Source organism: Arthrobacter sp. SAFR-044 (assembly GCF_059414985.1).
Genome location: NZ_JBPFDN010000011.1, coordinates 110,180 through 126,258, shown reverse-complemented (window position 1 = coordinate 126,258; position 16,079 = coordinate 110,180). Strand labels below are relative to the sequence as shown.

The following is a 16,079-nucleotide window of genomic DNA, read 5'->3' as shown; positions in this document are numbered from 1 at the left end:
GCCCCGGGCATGGACCAGGCCACCCAGGAAGACCGGGACGACGTGGTGGTGCGGTTCCTGCTCGCCGCCGGCGCCGTGGGGGTGCTCTACAAGGAACAGGCCTCGATCTCGGGGGCCGAGGTGGGCTGCCAGGGCGAGGTCGGGTCCGCGTCCTCGATGGCCGCCGCGGGCCTGGCCGAGGTCATGGGCGGCACCCCCGCCCAGGTGGAGAACGCCGCCGAAATCGCGATGGAACACAACCTGGGCCTGACGTGTGACCCGATCGGCGGGCTGGTCCAGGTCCCATGCATCGAGCGGAACGCGATCGCGGCCGCGAAGGCCATCAACGCCGCGAAAATGGCGCTCTGGGGCGACGGCACCCACCGCGTCTCCCTGGACGAAGTCATCATCACCATGCGCGAAACCGGCAAAGACATGTCCTCCAAATACAAGGAAACCGCCATGGGCGGCCTCGCCGTCAACGTCGTCGAATGCTGACACCCCGCCGACACCCGGCAGCATGGCGGCCCGAGCGATGCCCGTGAGCCTAGTTGTGTGTTGCCGCCCACCAGTTCAGGCTTGCAGCGAACACCAGCCATGAGACGTAGGGCAGCAGGAGCAGTCCCGCCGTCCGGCTGATGGGACCGAAATGCAGCACCGTCACCGTAACCGCGGCAACCAAGGCCACGATGATGGCCAACCCCAACCACAGGGCCGCCGTACCAAGGGCTGGGTAAAGGGCGAAAAACACCGGGGTCCAGGCCAGGTTGAGGGCCAGTTGGATGGCATACACCACCATGGCCTGCCGTGTGCCATCGGTACGTTTACGCCATACCAGCCACGCCGCCAAGGCCATTGCCGTGTAGAGGATGGTCCACACCGGGCCGAACACGCCGTTGGGCGGAGACCAGGGGGCCTTGTCCGCGGTGGCGTACCAGCCCGTGACATTGGCCGCTGAAGCCAGGCCGCCCAGGGCCGCCACCAGCAGTGACGCCACCAGGAAACCGGCAAGCCCTGCCGCCTGGACCCCGGCACTGTACGGCTGCCTGCCGCGTCCTGCGGGAGCGGCGCGCTGTTCCCCATCCGGCCTCATACCCCAACCCTTGTTGAACCTCCCGAGCTTCGTCAAGGCGGCGCTCCGCACCCCGTGGGTGCCGTCCGGGGCACGCCGGAGAAAAGCCGGGAGCGTATGAGGCTTTAGACTTGAGGCTGCATGTCCGCACGCATCCAGAAGTACCGAAACCGCGCACAAACCCGATTGGACACGGCCCCCTTGCGAGAATTCACCGCACGTTTTGCCACAGCCGAGGAAATTGAGAACTGGGACAAGCACGTCACGGCCAACCCGAACGGCGGCAACATGCTGCAGTCTGCCGCCTACGCATCGGTCAAGAACGGAAGCGGCTGGAAAATCCGGTTCCTGGTGCTCGAAGGCGGCGGGAATTCCAGCTACAACCTGGTGCTGGAAAAAAGCTTTCCCATCCTGGGACGGCTCTGGTACCTCATCAAGGGCCCTGACCTCGCCGGTGCAGCAGACCTGGGACCTGCGCTCGAAGCGTGCGCGCAACTGGTCCGCAGCAGGAAGCTGAATGTCTTCACCATCAAGGTGGAACCGGACATCATCGACTCCGAGCAGGCGCGGCGGGAACTCGCAGCCGCCCACCTGGCCAAAGCCCCCAATATCCAGTCCAACGATTCCACCGCCCTGCTGGATATCTCCGGCACGGAAGAGGAAGTATTCAAAGCCATCTCTTCCCGCGCCAGGAACGCCATCCGGCGCGCAGAGCGTGAGGGCTGCCAGGTGGTCCGGCAGGAACAAGGACCGGAGACCTACCGCGCCCTGTACGACCTGATGGCCAACACCGTCAGCGCAAAGGGGTCAATGCCCCTGCGCAGCTATGACTACTACGAGCGGTTCTGGGACGAGTTCTGCAACCGCGGCCAGGGCAACTTCTTCTTCGTCTATGAGGACGGGAAACCCAGCGTGGGTGCCTTCGTCATCAACTACGGGGCCAAGGCAACGTACAAGGACGGCGGCTCCACCCAGAACCGCAAGCAGTACGGGGACTCGCACCTGGTGCAGTGGGCGGCCATCCGGCGGATGCAGGAACTTGGCTGCACGGAGTACGACTTCTGCGGCACTCCGCCGGCTGCGCGGATCAAGGACAAGACCCACAACCTCTACGGAATGGGCATGTTCAAGACCAGCTTCACCAAGACGGTCACCGACTTTGTGGGCTGCCACGACTACATCCTGTCCCCGCTCCGGCACCGTCTCTGGGTCAACGGTGGGGAAAAGGTGTTCCGCCGGATCGAAACCGCACGAACCGGGCAGCAGTTCTACTGACCGTTGCCGGCAAGGACCGCACGCCCAGGCGCCCGCCGGCCCCGCCCCGTGCTGCCCGCCCTGAACACCGCCCGCCCTGAACACCGTCCGTCCTGAACCCCTCCACCCAGCGCGAGCCCACCGGCCGCGAAGAGTCCAGAAGAAGGTCACCCCTTGAATCCAGTTTCCGCCGCGACCGGGCTTGAATACGCCAACCTCAGCGACGCAGAATTTGAGGCCTTCGCCCTGAAGCACCCGCAAAACAGCTTCCTGCAATCCATTGACTTTGCCCGCTTCCAGCGTGCCCGGGGCCAGCAGGTGGAACTCTTCGGGGTCCGGCGCGACGGCGAACTCGTGGCCGCAGGAAAGCTCAACTACACCACCACCCGGCTGGGCTACACCGTCTGCGAGTGTGCCAAGGGCCCCCTCATGGACTATGCAGACCGTGAACTGGTGAGTGCCGTCGTCGAACTTCTCCGCAAGCACGCGGCAGGCCGCAAAGCTGCTGAACTGCGGATCTCTCCCAACATCAGGTACATCGCACGGGACGCCGACGGCGCCGAACACCCGGAAATCGAGGACAACCGGCCGCTGGTGGCGGACCTGGAACGCCTCGGATTCCAGCACCAGGGCCTGGACATGAACTTCGTCAACGTCAACTGGATGTTCATCAAAAACCTGGTGGGCATCCAGGACGCGGAAGAACTGATCATGGGCACCAGTTACCGGACGCGGAAGGCCATCCGCAAGGCCGAAAAGAACGGCGTCTTCCTGGAACAGGCCACCCTGGAGACGCTGGACGATTTCTACGGTGCACTGAGCCGTGCAGGCGACGAGAAAGGGTTCGTGTACCGCGAACGCGCCTACTACGAGAACCTGCTCCGCACCACCTCTGCGGAGTTCACCAAGCTGATGATGGCCAAGATCGACATCCCGGCCTACCGAAAGTCCATCACCGAGCGTCTGGCTGCGGAGTCGGCCACGGCGGCGGACCTCCGCCGCGAGGTGGAGGAGACCGGCAGCAAGAAAAAAGCCAACCGGCTCAAGGTTGTCCAGGACCTGGTGGACAGCTACGAGCGGAGCCTGAAGGACATCGAGCGCTTCCCCGACTCCGTGGGAACGGCCACCGTGGCGGCCATCCACTTCGTCTGCTACGGCGATGAGGTGGTGTGCGTCATCGGCGGCACCGTCCAGGATTACATCTACTTCAACGGTGCAACCTCCCTCTACTGGGGAATGATGCTGCACGCCCTGGAAAAGGGCTACCCGCGGTACAACTTCTACGGCACGTTCGGCATCTCGGGGCAGGACGAGGAAGGCCACGGCGGCTACGAATTCAAGAAGGGCTTCGGCGGGGAGGTGGTCCAGCTGGTGGGGGACTTCGTCTTGCCGGTGCGGCCCGCGGTCTTCCACGCCAACAGGCTGGCCAGGTCCGCTGCGGCTGCCGCCCGTACGCTGATGGGCAAACTGCCGCTGAAGCGCGCAGCCTGACCATCCACCAACCGCACACAGGGAGGAAACGGGCATGACTGACCGGCCCCCACGGCCAGGATCCAGGCCGACAACTGACGGCCTGCCCAAGACGGAACCGCTGACCCCTGCCCAGCTTCGGCAGGACGCTGCCGCCAAGAGGATGCTGCGCCGGCTGGTGCAGGGCGAAAATCCTCCTACGGCTCCGCTGAGCATCGTGGACCGGCTTGCCGGCAGCCCCTATGCCAATCCCACCATCCAGGTGGGCGGCGTGGACACGTCCGCACGCAAGACCTTGGACTTCGCCCTGCACCTGGCTGAGACCATGTTCCGCTACGGGGCCGGCGCCCTGGAAGTTGAAACCAGCATCATCGCCGTCACGGCGGCCCTGGGGCTGAAGAACATCGAGGTGGACATCACCAACCAGTCCGTCGGCATCAACTATGCGCCGAAGGACCAGACCCCCATCGCCCTGCTGCGCGTGGTGAGGTCATGGACCAACAACTACGCGGGCCTGGCCAAGGTGCACCAGCTGGTCACCGACATCGTCGCCGGCGGCGTGGGCCGTGACGAGGCGATCCGCAGGCTGAACGAGGCCATCACCAGTCCCAAGCCGTACCCGCGGTGGATGGTCACGGCCGCGTTCGGTGTTTTCGCCGCCGTTTTTGTGGGGGTGCTGGGCGGCGGCCTCGTGTCCTCGGCCATCGCGTTCGTAGCCAATATCGGCATCAGCCTCCTGGCCCGGCAGCTGGGGCGGTGGCGGGTGCCCGACTTCTTCATCACCGCCAGCTGCTCCTTCGTGGTCACCATCCTGGCGCTGCTGCTGTGGCAGCTGGGGCTCACCGCGTCACCGTCAATTGTGGTGGTGGGCGGCATCCTGCTGCTCCTGCCTACCGGCCGCCTGGTGTCCTCCGTGCAGGACGCCATCAACGGCTTCCCCGTCACCGCGGCGGGGCGGTTCCTGTCCACGCTGCTGACCTTCGGTGCGATCGTGGCCGGAATCGCTGTTGCCTTCGTGGTGGGGGAGTTGACCGGGCTGCAGCGCATCGACGTCACGCAGACCTTCCCGCCCGCCTACGATCTGTGGGTCCTGGTCCTCTTCGTAGCCGCCGCGGTGATGGCCATCGGCATCACGGAACAGACCACCTGGAAGCTCCTGCTGCCCACGGCGGCCGTTGGGGTGGCCGGCTACCTGGTGTTGCTGGGTTGCGGCCTGCTGGGAGTCGGGGACCGTTTTGCACCCGCCATGGCCGCCGTCGTCATTGGCCTGCTGGCACGGGTGGTGGCCCTGCGGATGGGCGCACCGCAGCTGGTGGTGGCTGTTCCCGCGGCACTGATCCTGCTGCCTGGCCTCACGATTTTCCGGTCAATGTATGTGCTCACCGTTGAGGAAACCGAGGTCCTGGCCGGAGCCGGCGGGATGCTCAGCGCCGGTGCCATTGTGCTGGGCACGGCGGGCGGGATCGTCCTGGGCGACGTGCTGGCCCGTCCGCTGACGCGCAGCCTGGCGAGCAACGAGCGGCGCCGGGCGCGCCGCCGCTAGCCAACGGCCGCGGCCAGCGCCCGCCGGGCCCAGGCTAGATCTGCCCGACCGGAAGTTTCTTCTCGGCCTGGAACACGTCCTCCACCCGGCCCTGCGCCCAGTACCCGGAGAGGGACACCTGCCGGCGCTCCAGGCCGCGCTGCTTGAACAAGACCTCGCGCAGGGCCTTCATGTAGCTGCGTTCGCCGTGCGCAAAGACATCCACGCTGCCGCTTGGCCATTCCGCGTCCGCCACTGCGGTGACCAGCAGGTCGCTGGAACCCGCCGGGGCACCGTTGCGGGGCAGCCAGGTGATCTCCAGCCCTGCCGGAGCGGAAACGGGCAGGATGTCGGCCTCGGACCCGACCTCAAGGAAGGCCAGCCCGGTTGCTCCTGCCGGCAGTGACTCAATGCAGGCAGCGATGGCGGGCAGGGCCGCTTCATCACCGGCAAAGAGGTACCAGTCCGCTTCGGGATTGGCGTTGTAGGCGCCGCCGGGGCCAGTAAAGATCATCGTCTCACCCGGCTGGGCGTTGGCCGCCCACGGACCGGCGAGCCCCTCGTCGCCATGGACCACGAAGTCGATGGCAAGTTCCCGCGCCTCCTGATCAACCCAGCGCAGGGTGTAGGTGCGGGTGAAGGGCCACTGCTCGCGCGGCATGGTTTCCCGGACGGTCCAAAGGTCCAGCGGGGACGGGTACTCCACGCCGGGCTGTGGAAAGACGATCTTCACATAGCGGTCCACGAACCCGTTGTTGACGAAATCGCTGAAGCCCTCTCCGCCGGCCACGATCCGGACCATGTGCGGGGACAGCTGTTCCTTCCGCAGCACGGTGAGGTTGACCTGCGGGCGGCTCTTCTTGGTTGCGCTTGTGGCGGCGGGGACGGTGCTCATAAGGCAAGCCTAGCTAGGGCAGCGGCGGGAGTTCCCAGGTTACGTCCCGCGCACCCTGCTCCCGGAGCAGCTGGTTCACGCGGCTGAACGGCCTGGAACCAAAAAAACCGCGGGACGCGGACAACGGACTGGGGTGCGGGCTGGTGACCGCGGGGGCCCCGCCCAGGAGCGGCCGGACGCCCTCAGCTTCCTTGCCCCACAACACTGCCACCAAGGGCGTCCTGGACCCGTCCGGATACTTGCGGGCGGCCAGTGCGGTGACTGCCGCCGTCGTAATTTCCTCCCAGCCCTTGCCCCGGTGGGAGCCCGCCGCGCCGGCCCTGACGGTGAGCACCCGGTTCAGGAGCAGCACACCCTGCTCTGTCCACGCGGACAAATCTCCATGGACGCGCGGGGGAATGCCCAGGTCCGATTCCAGCTCCCGGTAAATGTTGACCAGGCTGCGGGGGAGGGGACGGACGTGCGGGTCAACCGAAAACGACAGGCCGACGGCGTGTCCCGGCGTGGGGTAGGGGTCCTGCCCCACGATGAGGACCTTCACGTCCGCGAGGGGCTGGCGGAAGGCGCGCAGGACGCTCGACGGCGGCGGCAGGAGCTGGTGCCCGGCCGCCTCTTCGTCTGCAAGGAACGCCAGGACCTTCCGGAGCTGGGATTCGACGCCCTGCAGCGCCGCGGCCCAGTCCGGAGCCATCAGCTCTCCCAGTGGCAGCTGCGCCAGGCCGGCGAAGCTGACGGCGTCCGCCGGGTCCTGTTGCAGCTCGAACAGCGCATCCGATTCAACCATCGTTCCATTGTTGCAGTGACGGTCCTGGGCCTGTTAAAGAAAAGGGCGGGCCGGAACCCTCCATCGGGGCGGGGGCGCAAATGACACCCCTGTTATTCGGCGGCTAGCATAGGGGTAAGACATTGACAGTAACAAGCGAAGGAGTGTGCCGTGGCGGAACCGGCCCGGGAAGACCTGCCGGAGCAGGATCCAGGGAAGTCCCTGCTGGCGGATTTCAGCCTTCGTGAATCCTCCCTGTCCGAGCGCGAGCAGCAAATGCTCGCCTTGGAACGGCAGTGGTGGAAGTACGCGGGGGCCAAGGAACAGGCCATCCGGGAACTGTTTGACCTTTCCGCGACACATTACTACCAGCTCCTCAATGCACTGATCGACCGCGAGGATGCCCTGGCCCACGATCCCATGCTGGTCAAGAGATTGCGTAGACTACGTACGTCGCGCCATCGTGCACGCACAGCCCGCCGCCTGGGATCCGACGCTTAAGACGCCCCTGCGGGCACACCAGCCGCACTCACCAAGGATGTCCTTCCACCATGACCAGATACGCCCGCGATGAATTCGACAAGGTCCCGGAGGCTGCGTCGCGACAAGGTGTCCACCGGACGGCCTCGGCCCCGTCCCGCGTGCGGCTGTGGCCCATCCTGGCCATGGGAGTGGCGGCCCTTGCCATTGGGTTGGTGTCCTTCCTGATCCTTCCCAAACTTGGTTTCAACACCACCGCCACCCAGGCGTCGGCAAGCGTGGAGTCAGCTCCGCTGGCCGGCGCCGGATCCACCCCGCCGGCCACGCCTTCGGCTTCCGTGCCCACTGCCTCCCCGGTGCCCTCCGCCTCTTCCGAAGCAATCCAAAGTACTGAGCCGGAGCCGGAACCCACAGCTACTCCCACCCAGCAGGCCACCGTCGACAGGACACAGGCAGTTGCCGTCTACAACGCCGCCGGCACCGCCGGGCTGGCCAGCCGGATAGGCGGAACTGTCCAGGCCGACGGTTGGCGGCTGGGCCCGGTGGGCAACTGGTCCGGAGCCCCGCAGAAGTCCTCCGTGATCTTCTATGCCGGCCCCCAGCAATTGGCAAGCGCCCAGGCGCTTGCCGCGCTGCTGAACATCCCCACCGTGGTGAGCAGCACCGAGTTCCAGGCACCGCTCGTCGTGGTGCTGGGCCCGGGTTACCGGTAGCCGCACGCCGTCCAGTCACGCCGGCCCGGTCTCCACCTGGCCCCAACGGAAAGAGTTGTTCACCATGGCACTGGGAACCGTCAAATGGTTCAACGCTGAAAAGGGCTACGGCTTCATCACCGTTGACGGCTCCGGTGATGACATTTTTGTCCACTGGTCCGCTATCCAGGGGGAGGGTTACCGGGCGCTGGCCGAGGGCCAGCGCGTGCAGCTCGATGTGGGCGAGGGCGAAAAAGGCCCGCAGGCGGAAAACGTCCGGCCCGCGCAGTGAGGCATGCCCTGCGCCCAGGAGTCCGTGCCCGGGTGGCGTTCGCCGTATCCGTCGGAGCACTTCTTTCGATCACAGCCTGCGCCGGCGCCGGCGGCAACGCCAGGGTGGAACCGGCTGAGGCCTCCGGCGACGGGGTCCTGAGGGTGGGCCTGATCCTGGACAACACCGGGGACAATGCTTTCCTTAATGCACCCCAGCTGGCTGCCGCCAAACTGGCCATCCAGGACATGAACGCCGCCGGCGGACACAAAGGCCGGCCGGTGGAGCTCCTCCCGGTGCACCCGGACCAGGACACCGCGCGGCAGGCGAAGGACCTGGCGGCCGCCAAAGCCGACGTGGTGGTCGGACCCACGGACTCCAGCCACGCGGACGCTGCTGTGGACACCCTGTCCCACGCGCGCATACCGCTCATTTCTCCGGCCAATACCGCTGCCGGACTCTCCGGGCTGGCCAGCGGAGGGTACTATTTCCGGACCGCCGCAGCCGACGTCGCCCAAGGCCCTGTGCTGGCCAAACTCGCCAAGGACGCCGGCGCTGCCTCCATCAGCGTGCTTTACCAGGAAGGCGCTTACGGCAAGGACCTCTCGGCTGCCGTCACGGACGCGGCGAAAAAGTCCGGACTCACGGTCCTTCCCGGGTCGGGTTTCAAGGCCGGGGCCGCCGGCGAGGCCGCACGCTCCGCCGGCAAAGCCAGGCCGGACGCCGTCGTCCTGATTGCCCGCGAGGGCGCACAGGGCGCCCTGGCCGAACTCAACAATGCCGGCCTCAGTGGTTCGCGCATCATCCTCAGCGACGGCGCCTTTGCCCGCTACGGATCCGGCCTGGCACCCCGGGCCCTGGAGGGTGCCCGCGCCATCGTCCCGGGACGGCTGCCCACCGCCGGCTTCCAGGCAAGGCTGCTGGCGGTCGACCCTGCCCTCAAAGATGTCTCCTACGCTGCCGAAACCTATGACGCCGTCACGCTCGCCGGCCTCGCCGCAGCCCGCGCGCAGGATGATGCCGGACGCTCCATCGCGGCCAACTTGATTCCCGTTTCCGGAGGGACGCCGCACTCCGGCGCCGGAACACCGGCCACCCCCTGCCTGAGCTACAAGGAATGCCTGGGCGGCCTTGCTGGCGGCCCCGACATCAATTACGACGGCGAGTCGGGCCCGGTTGCCTTCGATTCCAACGGCGACATCACCACGGCTGTCTTCTCCGTGTACACCTTTCGGGCAGACAACAACCCCTCGCTCTCAGGCAGGGAGACAGCCGGACACTCCGGCTGATCGCCCTGGGCGAAGCGGCGGCTCCCCGCGGGGCATGCAGCGTCTTTTCGCTTGCACTCTCACCTGGGGAGTGCTAATTATTGACTTAGCACTCTGACGCACCGACTGCTAAGCAAAGCCTGGTTCCGGCCGGCGGCGCGCGGCACCGGTCGAGGAGCGAAAGAAACACCTCACTTCAGTGAGATCCCCGCCCGGAGGCATACAGAGGCCGCCGGCAAAGGATCGTCCGTCGCGGGCACTGCAGCGAAGGTTCATTCTTAACGACTGTCCCGAAAGGACTACTGCCGTTATGGCCAAGATCATTGCATTTGATGAAGAGGCACGCCGCGGCCTTGAGCGTGGCCTGAACACCCTCGCCGACGCCGTTAAGGTCACCCTCGGCCCGCGTGGACGCAACGTCGTCCTCGAAAAGAAGTGGGGCGCCCCCACGATCACCAACGATGGTGTGTCCATCGCCAAGGAGATCGAGCTGGACGACCCTTACGAGAAGATCGGCGCAGAGCTGGTCAAGGAAGTTGCCAAGAAGACCGACGACGTTGCCGGTGACGGCACCACCACGGCCACCGTCCTGGCACAGGCCCTGGTCAAGGAAGGCCTGCGCAACGTTGCCGCCGGCGCCGACCCGCTGTCCCTCAAGCGCGGCATCGAGAAGGCTGTCGAGGCCGTTACCGCCGAGCTGCTGAACTCCGCCAAGGAAATCGAAACCAAGGAAGAGATCGCAGCAACCGCTTCCATCTCCGCCGGTGACGACGAGATCGGTGCCCTCATCGCGGAAGCCCTGGACAAGGTGGGCAAGGAAGGCGTCATCACGGTCGAGGAGTCCAACACCTTCGGCCTGGAACTGGAACTCACCGAAGGCATGCGCTTCGACAAGGGTTACATCTCCGCCTACTTCGTCACCGACGCTGAGCGCCAGGAAACGGTCCTCGAGGATCCGTACATCCTGATCGTCAACTCCAAGATCTCCAACGTCAAGGAACTGGTTGCTGTCCTGGAAAAGGTCATGCAGTCCAACAAGCCGCTGCTGATCATCGCCGAGGACATCGAGGGCGAGGCCCTGGCCACCCTGATCGTCAACAAGATCCGCGGCACCTTCAAGTCCGTCGCCGTCAAGGCCCCGGGCTTCGGTGACCGCCGCAAGGCCCAGCTGGCCGATATCGCCGTCCTCACCGGCGGCCAGGTCATCTCCGAGGAAGTCGGTCTCAAGCTGGAAACGGCTGGGCTGGAACTCCTGGGCCAGGCCCGCAAGGTTGTTGTCACCAAGGACGAGACCACCATCGTCGAAGGTGCCGGCGATGCCGACCAGATCGCAGGCCGCGTTTCCCAGATCCGCGCCGAGATCGAGAACTCCGACTCCGACTACGACCGTGAGAAGCTGCAGGAGCGCCTGGCCAAGCTGGCCGGCGGCGTTGCAGTCATCAAGGCCGGAGCCGCAACCGAGGTTGAGCTCAAGGAACGCAAGCACCGCATCGAAGACGCAGTGCGCAACGCCAAGGCTGCCGTTGAAGAAGGCATCGTCGCCGGTGGCGGCGTAGCCCTGATCCAGGCCGGTGCCAAGGCATTTGCCAACCTGCAGCTGTCCGGCGACGAAGCAACCGGTGCGAACATCGTCCGCGTGGCCATCGACGCCCCGCTGAAGCAGATCGCCTTCAACGCCGGCCTTGAGCCCGGCGTGGTTGTCGACAAGGTCCGCGGCCTGCCCGCAGGCCACGGCCTGAACGCAGCAACCGGCGAATACGTCGACCTGCTGGCTGCCGGCGTCAACGACCCCGTCAAGGTGACCCGCTCTGCCCTGCAGAACGCGGCCTCCATCGCCGGCCTGTTCCTCACCACCGAGGCCGTTGTGGCTGACAAGCCGGAGAAGAACGCTGCTCCCGCCGGTGGCGACGACATGGGCGGCATGGGCGGCATGGGCGGCTTCTAAGCCTCCAGGCCGGGACCTGCCCCGCCAGAGTTATAAAGGATGCGGCCCCCTCTTCGGAGGGGGCCGCATTTTTGTCTCCCCGGAAGGGGGCCTGCCCGGAACTTACTTCCGTGCCGAGTCCAGCATCCCCTGGACTTCCTTCCTGAAGGCGTCCGCCGCAGCCTGCGGGGTCAGCCGGTCATACAGCACTTCATCCGTGTAGCGCTTGATGACGTTCTGGACGCTTCCCGCACCCACCGGCGGGACCGGGGGCGCATCCTTGATATCCGGCGCAATGTCCTTCAGGAAGTTAACCACGGTGGTGTCGGCGGGCTTCAGCGAGGGCGTGATGTCGGCAACGATTTCGCTGTTGGTGGGCACGCCCCTGTCCGTCATCAGGATGGCGCCCGCCTCCGGGCTGTTGGCAAGGTAGTTGATGAACTCCGCGGCCTGCTGGGGATGCTTCGAGCGGGAGGAAGCGGACCAGAACATAGTGGGTTTGTAGTACATGCCGTTCCTGGCCGACGCGGCGTCGGTGCTCGGAGCGCGCAGCATCTTGATGCTGCTGCCGGTGGTGGCTTCGAGCGAACCAAGCTGGTTGGTCCACCACCAAGCCATGGCCACCCGGTTTGTACCGAAGAGGCTCTCTTCCAGCCCGGCTCCGGCGTCCTCCGTGGCCACGGTTGCCGGCGGGCCGGCCTTCGAATCCCGCTGCTCCTTGAGCCGCTCCCAGAAGGAGGCGGCCGTGGCGTTCTCAAAGTCGAGCTTCCCGTCCCCGGAATACAGGTTTTCGCCGTGCTGGCGCAGCCAGATGATCAGGTCGGCCTCGTTGCTGCCATAGGCGGCCCCATAGGACTTCCCATCACCTGCGGCGCTGATCTTCGCCGCGGTGGCCTCGAAGTCCTGCCACGTCCAGGTCTTGTCGTCCGGGATGGGAACCCCCGCCGCTTCAAACACCTTGGTGTTGGCCATGATGACATAGGCGTTCCCGCCGGTGCTCAGCCCGTACTGCGCGCCGTCATACTGGCCCGAGGCAAGGGCCTCCTTGTCCAGTCTTGCGGTGTCGATGCCGTTTTGCTTGGCGAGGTCCAGCAGCGCGCCGCGGCCGCCGTATTCGGCAATATACTTCTGGTCCATCTGGATGACGTCGGGTGCATCGTTGGCGGCAGTCTTTGTTGCCAGTTTGTCCCAGTAGCTGGACCATTCTCCGGGCTCGGCCTTGATCTTGATGTTCGGGTGGGAGGCTTCGAACGCGGCGATGACCTTGTCCGTCTGTCCGTTCAGGTACTCGTTGCCCCACTGCAGTGCCTTTCTCAAAACTGCGCGGGAGCGTCAGAAACCGCTTTCTCGCACGATGTTGCGATTGTTTCGCGCATTCCAGGGCACGTCAAGAATGTTTGGTAAACGTTTTCCTGCGGGCGGTTGGTACGCGTGTCAGTTGCTTCTGGCAGGATGGACCGGTGACGATTACTGCAGCGGCTGATGGTTCGGCCTTGGGAAACCCCGGCCCGGCCGGCTGGGCCTGGTATGTGAATGACGATTGCTGGCGCGCGGGCGGTTGGCCCCACGGGACCAACAACCAGGGAGAGCTGATGGCTGTCCTTGACCTGCTGCGCGCCACGGCCCACCTGCCCGGGGAAGACCTGCGCATTCTTTGCGACAGCCAGTACGTGATCAACTCCATTACCAAATGGATGCCCGGATGGAAGCGCAAGGGCTGGCGCAAGGCCGATGGAAAACCCGTCCTGAACGTGGAACTGCTGAAGGAACTTGACCGGGAATTGGCCGGCAGGACCTACACCTTCGAATGGGTCAAAGGGCACGCCGGCCATGACCTGAACGAGGCAGCCGACGAGCGTGCCAGGGCGGCCGCCACGGCCTACCAGCAGGGGGTGGCAGCAAGGTCGGGTCCGGGGTTCCCGGGCGGCCACCACCCTGGCACCTCCGGGCGTCCAGCGGCCGCGCAGCCTGCATCCGGCGTCGGACTCCCGTCCGCCACGCTGGACATTCCGTCCACTGGGCAGGCCCGCCCCGCGGCAGCGCCGGCCGGCAGGGCGCCTGCAGCCGGCGTCAACGTTCCTGCAGCTGGCGGCGCTGGTGCCGCGGGAACGCCGCGGGCAACTCCTGCCCCGGTCTCAGCCTTCGAGGAACTTGACCTGTTCAGTGAACTCGGAAACGAAGCCCTTGAAGTTGCGGAGGCAACCCAACATGCCGGCTCCATCCCGCCCGAAGCGCTGGTGGAAGAGCTCGAACGTGAGCTGCTGGGCCCCCTGGTGCGGGGAGACATCGGCCGGACCGCCGTCCTGCTCCACCCCGACTTCATGGAGATCGGCAGTTCGGGAAGGGTGTGGACCCGGGATGCCATGATGATGGCCCTGGAAGAGGACCCGGGCGAACGGACCGATATTGAAATCCTGGGTGCTGACCGCATCGGCACCGGCGCGGTCCTGCTGACGTACCGAAGCTTCGCACGTTCCGGCACGATCCTCCGCAGCTCGCTGTGGGTTCTCGACGGGGGCCGGTGGCGGCTCCGGTTCCACCAGGGAACTCCGGAGGCCTGACGGTACCCTCAGGCCATGGCGTCAGCTGAACCGCTGCGCGTTTCCCTGCTCCGCCTGGGCATAGGTGGCGGCGGCGGACGCCAGTGCCGCGTTGATGGAGGCGAGAGATGCCTCCACCCTGCCCTGGGTGATGGTCCACTCGGTCACGAGCGCCTGGAAGTTGGTGGCTGCGGCACCCCGCCACGAACCCTGCAGCTCGTCCAGTCCGCGCTTCATGGATTGCACGTCCGCGCTGATCCGGTCCACGGTTGCCTGCACGTTGGCGGACTTCAGCTGCAGTAATTCTGTGTCGACGGAAATGATGCTCATGGCTGTGCCTTTCGGATTCGGCGGGCGGAGCGCCCCGCGCCCGGGGGTTCCCGGCTGCTGGGACGAGCCTACGGAGCAGCGGCAGGCCTGGGCGATGGCCGGTTGGCTATATGTGGATAACCGATCCGTCGCTGCCCTTGGCGCCTGCGGTACTGCCGGCGGATGCTTCCTGTCCGTCCACGCTGCCCTCCCGTGGCGCGTCTTCGCGCCGGGGCAGGCTGACCACCAGGGTGGCGCCGCCGCCGTCGGTCTTCTCAACCCGCACCGAGCCTCCGTGGGACCCCACGATTGCCGCCACGATGGCGAGCCCAAGGCCGCTGCCTCCTGTCTCCCTGGTGCGGGACGTATCCGCCCGGTAGAAGCGTTCAAAGACCTTGGCTGCGTCCTCTTCCGAGATGCCGGGTCCGTGGTCCCGCACCTCGATGACGGACCGCTCCCCGCCGTCAGTCCTGCGGACTCCGACGGCGAGTTCGATGGGGCTGCCTTCGGGGGTGTAGCGCAAGGCATTGCCCACGAGGTTTCCCACCACTTGCCGCAGCTTGGCCTCATCGCCGAGCACCGGGGAAGGCGCCGCCGGTCCGCCGTCGAGCCCGGTCAGCGAGATCACCCTGGAACGGTCACTGGCCTGCGTGTCCACCACGGCATCGTGGGCGATGAGCTGCAGGTCCACCGGCTTTTGCTGCAGGGGACGCTGCTCGTCAAGCCGCGCCAGCAGGAGCAGATCCTCAACCATGGACCCCATGCGCTTGGCTTCGCTTTCGATCCGGCCCATGGCCGTGGCCACGTCCTCATCCGTTGCCAGGGCGCCGTGGCGGTACAGCTCGGAGAAACCGCGGATGGTGACCAGCGGAGTGCGCAGCTCGTGGGAGGCGTCGGCGGCGAAGCGGCGCATCCTTGCTTCCGAGGCGGTCCGCGCTGCGAACGCGGTCTCGATATGGGCCAGCATGGCGTTCAGGGAGCTGCTCAGCCGGCCCAGCTCGGTGGTGGGGTTTTCCACCTCCACGCGGCGGGAGAGGTCGCCCGCGGCAATGGCGGCGGCCGTTTTCTCAACCCGGGCAAGAGGCCGGAAGGAACGCGACACGGTCCAGCTCGCAATGAGCGATGCCAGCAGCAGCGTCAGCAGGCCTACCCCGGTGACCACCAGGGTGGCATGCTTGAGGACGTCGTCCACGCTCTCCAACGGCAGCCCAATCACCACCACGGCAGTGCTTTGGCCGTTCTGGACCGTCACCGCCACTACGCGCCAGTTCTCCCCGTCCGTCCCACGGACCTGGAAGGGGGCCAGCCCGCGGGCCTGCGCCTGCTCCACGGTCATGGAGCTGATATCCGGGTGGTCGTCGGGATCGCCGCCGAACGTGTACGGCTGCTCGCCCGGAGCGAAGAGCATCAGCGAATAGTCGGTGGGTATGGAACTGGGAGCCTGCAGCTGGGTGAAGGAGCGTTGTTTCCGGGCGGAGTCGACGGCGGCGTTCAGTTTGTCATCCACCTGGCCCTGGAGGTAGCTGTGCAGCAGTGTCAGGGTCACTGCGCCGGTCACCGTCAGGGCCACAATCAGCAGGGCCATGATCATGGCCACCAGCTGCGACCTGAGTGAGGCCGACTTCCACCGCTTCAGCAAG

The 16,079-nt window shown here is 66.1% G+C and carries 16 protein-coding genes; 10 read left to right on the top strand and 6 right to left on the bottom strand.

Annotated elements, in window-relative coordinates:
• A partial coding sequence (locus tag ACR65J_RS16875) for an L-serine ammonia-lyase, iron-sulfur-dependent, subunit alpha (protein ID WP_440171231.1) occupies window positions 1–477 on the top strand: 477 nt, incomplete at its 5' end.
• A gap of 49 nt (window positions 478–526) precedes the next feature.
• Here the strand turns inward: ACR65J_RS16875 and ACR65J_RS16870 are convergent.
• A complete protein-coding gene (locus tag ACR65J_RS16870) occupies window positions 527–1,072 on the bottom strand; it encodes a TspO/MBR family protein (protein ID WP_440171229.1) in 546 nt (181 codons plus the stop codon).
• A gap of 120 nt (window positions 1,073–1,192) precedes the next feature.
• Between ACR65J_RS16870 and ACR65J_RS16865 the strand changes: the two genes are divergently transcribed.
• From ACR65J_RS16865 to ACR65J_RS16855, 3 genes are all read left to right on the top strand, one after another.
• Window positions 1,193–2,326: a lipid II:glycine glycyltransferase FemX gene (locus ACR65J_RS16865; protein ID WP_440171227.1), complete on the top strand. Its 1,134-nt coding sequence runs from the start codon at window positions 1,193–1,195 to the stop codon at window positions 2,324–2,326.
• 153 nt (window positions 2,327–2,479) lie between these two features.
• A complete protein-coding gene (locus ACR65J_RS16860; protein WP_440171225.1) occupies window positions 2,480–3,796 on the top strand; it encodes a peptidoglycan bridge formation glycyltransferase FemA/FemB family protein in 1,317 nt (438 codons plus the stop codon).
• Window positions 3,797–3,830: 34 nt separating this feature from the next.
• Window positions 3,831–5,318 carry a threonine/serine exporter family protein gene (locus ACR65J_RS16855; RefSeq protein WP_440171223.1) on the top strand — a complete coding sequence of 496 codons (1,488 nt, stop codon included), beginning with the start codon at window positions 3,831–3,833 and terminating at the stop codon, window positions 5,316–5,318.
• A 34-nt stretch (window positions 5,319–5,352) separates the two neighbouring features.
• On the opposite strand, the gene ACR65J_RS16850 is transcribed toward ACR65J_RS16855, so the two are convergent.
• Together ACR65J_RS16850 and ACR65J_RS16845 are read right to left on the bottom strand one after the other, a co-directional pair.
• A complete protein-coding gene (locus ACR65J_RS16850) occupies window positions 5,353–6,192 on the bottom strand; it encodes a siderophore-interacting protein (RefSeq protein WP_440171222.1) in 840 nt (279 codons plus the stop codon).
• A gap of 13 nt (window positions 6,193–6,205) precedes the next feature.
• Complete coding sequence (locus tag ACR65J_RS16845; protein ID WP_440171220.1) at window positions 6,206–6,976, bottom strand: uracil-DNA glycosylase; 771 nt, start codon at window positions 6,974–6,976, stop codon at window positions 6,206–6,208.
• Window positions 6,977–7,126: 150 nt separating this feature from the next.
• On the opposite strand from ACR65J_RS16845, the gene ACR65J_RS16840 reads away from it, so the two are divergent.
• From ACR65J_RS16840 to groL, 5 genes are all read left to right on the top strand, one after another.
• The gene (locus ACR65J_RS16840; protein WP_440171218.1) at window positions 7,127–7,456 is read left to right on the top strand and encodes a DUF3263 domain-containing protein; all 330 of its coding nucleotides are present in this window, start codon (window positions 7,127–7,129) and stop codon (window positions 7,454–7,456) included.
• Window positions 7,457–7,506: 50 nt separating this feature from the next.
• Entirely contained in the window at window positions 7,507–8,148 is a 642-nt protein-coding gene (locus tag ACR65J_RS16835) for a LytR C-terminal domain-containing protein (RefSeq protein WP_440171216.1), read from the top strand.
• A gap of 64 nt (window positions 8,149–8,212) precedes the next feature.
• Window positions 8,213–8,419: a cold-shock protein gene (locus tag ACR65J_RS16830; RefSeq protein WP_141180812.1), complete on the top strand. Its 207-nt coding sequence runs from the start codon at window positions 8,213–8,215 to the stop codon at window positions 8,417–8,419.
• 32 nt (window positions 8,420–8,451) lie between these two features.
• The gene (locus ACR65J_RS16825) at window positions 8,452–9,687 is read left to right on the top strand and encodes an ABC transporter substrate-binding protein (RefSeq protein WP_440171214.1); all 1,236 of its coding nucleotides are present in this window, start codon (window positions 8,452–8,454) and stop codon (window positions 9,685–9,687) included.
• Window positions 9,688–9,976: 289 nt separating this feature from the next.
• Complete coding sequence (gene groL / locus ACR65J_RS16820) at window positions 9,977–11,611, top strand: chaperonin GroEL (RefSeq protein WP_214941959.1); 1,635 nt, start codon at window positions 9,977–9,979, stop codon at window positions 11,609–11,611.
• Window positions 11,612–11,713: 102 nt separating this feature from the next.
• On the opposite strand, the gene ACR65J_RS16815 is transcribed toward groL, so the two are convergent.
• On the bottom strand, window positions 11,714–12,907 hold the full coding sequence (locus ACR65J_RS16815) for an ABC transporter substrate-binding protein (protein ID WP_440171212.1): 1,194 nt from the start codon (window positions 12,905–12,907) through the stop codon (window positions 11,714–11,716).
• A 143-nt stretch (window positions 12,908–13,050) separates the two neighbouring features.
• Between ACR65J_RS16815 and ACR65J_RS16810 the strand changes: the two genes are divergently transcribed.
• Window positions 13,051–14,151 carry an RNase H family protein gene (locus tag ACR65J_RS16810; RefSeq protein ID WP_440171211.1) on the top strand — a complete coding sequence of 367 codons (1,101 nt, stop codon included), beginning with the start codon at window positions 13,051–13,053 and terminating at the stop codon, window positions 14,149–14,151.
• 21 nt (window positions 14,152–14,172) lie between these two features.
• Here the strand turns inward: ACR65J_RS16810 and ACR65J_RS16805 are convergent, their stop codons facing one another.
• Both ACR65J_RS16805 and ACR65J_RS16800 read right to left on the bottom strand, forming a co-directional pair.
• Entirely contained in the window at window positions 14,173–14,460 is a 288-nt protein-coding gene (locus tag ACR65J_RS16805) for a WXG100 family type VII secretion target (protein WP_440171209.1), read from the bottom strand.
• A 106-nt stretch (window positions 14,461–14,566) separates the two neighbouring features.
• Complete coding sequence (locus tag ACR65J_RS16800) at window positions 14,567–16,078, bottom strand: sensor histidine kinase (protein WP_440171207.1); 1,512 nt, start codon at window positions 16,076–16,078, stop codon at window positions 14,567–14,569.
• Between the last annotated feature and the right edge of the window lies 1 nt (window position 16,079).

Excerpts from the sequence above, each read along its gene's own strand:
- ACR65J_RS16870 (WP_440171229.1), bottom strand. The coding sequence starts at position 1,072 with ATGAGGCCGGATGGGGAACAGCGCGCCGCTCCCGCAGGACGCGGCAGG.
- ACR65J_RS16865 (WP_440171227.1), top strand. The coding sequence starts at position 1,193 with ATGTCCGCACGCATCCAGAAGTACCGAAACCGCGCACAAACCCGATTG.
- ACR65J_RS16855 (WP_440171223.1), top strand. The coding sequence starts at position 3,831 with ATGACTGACCGGCCCCCACGGCCAGGATCCAGGCCGACAACTGACGGC.
- ACR65J_RS16850 (WP_440171222.1), bottom strand. The coding sequence starts at position 6,192 with ATGAGCACCGTCCCCGCCGCCACAAGCGCAACCAAGAAGAGCCGCCCG.
- ACR65J_RS16845 (WP_440171220.1), bottom strand. The coding sequence starts at position 6,976 with ATGGTTGAATCGGATGCGCTGTTCGAGCTGCAACAGGACCCGGCGGAC.
- ACR65J_RS16835 (WP_440171216.1), top strand. The coding sequence starts at position 7,507 with ATGACCAGATACGCCCGCGATGAATTCGACAAGGTCCCGGAGGCTGCG.
- ACR65J_RS16830 (WP_141180812.1), top strand. The coding sequence starts at position 8,213 with ATGGCACTGGGAACCGTCAAATGGTTCAACGCTGAAAAGGGCTACGGC.
- groL (WP_214941959.1), top strand. The coding sequence starts at position 9,977 with ATGGCCAAGATCATTGCATTTGATGAAGAGGCACGCCGCGGCCTTGAG.
- ACR65J_RS16805 (WP_440171209.1), bottom strand. The coding sequence starts at position 14,460 with ATGAGCATCATTTCCGTCGACACAGAATTACTGCAGCTGAAGTCCGCC.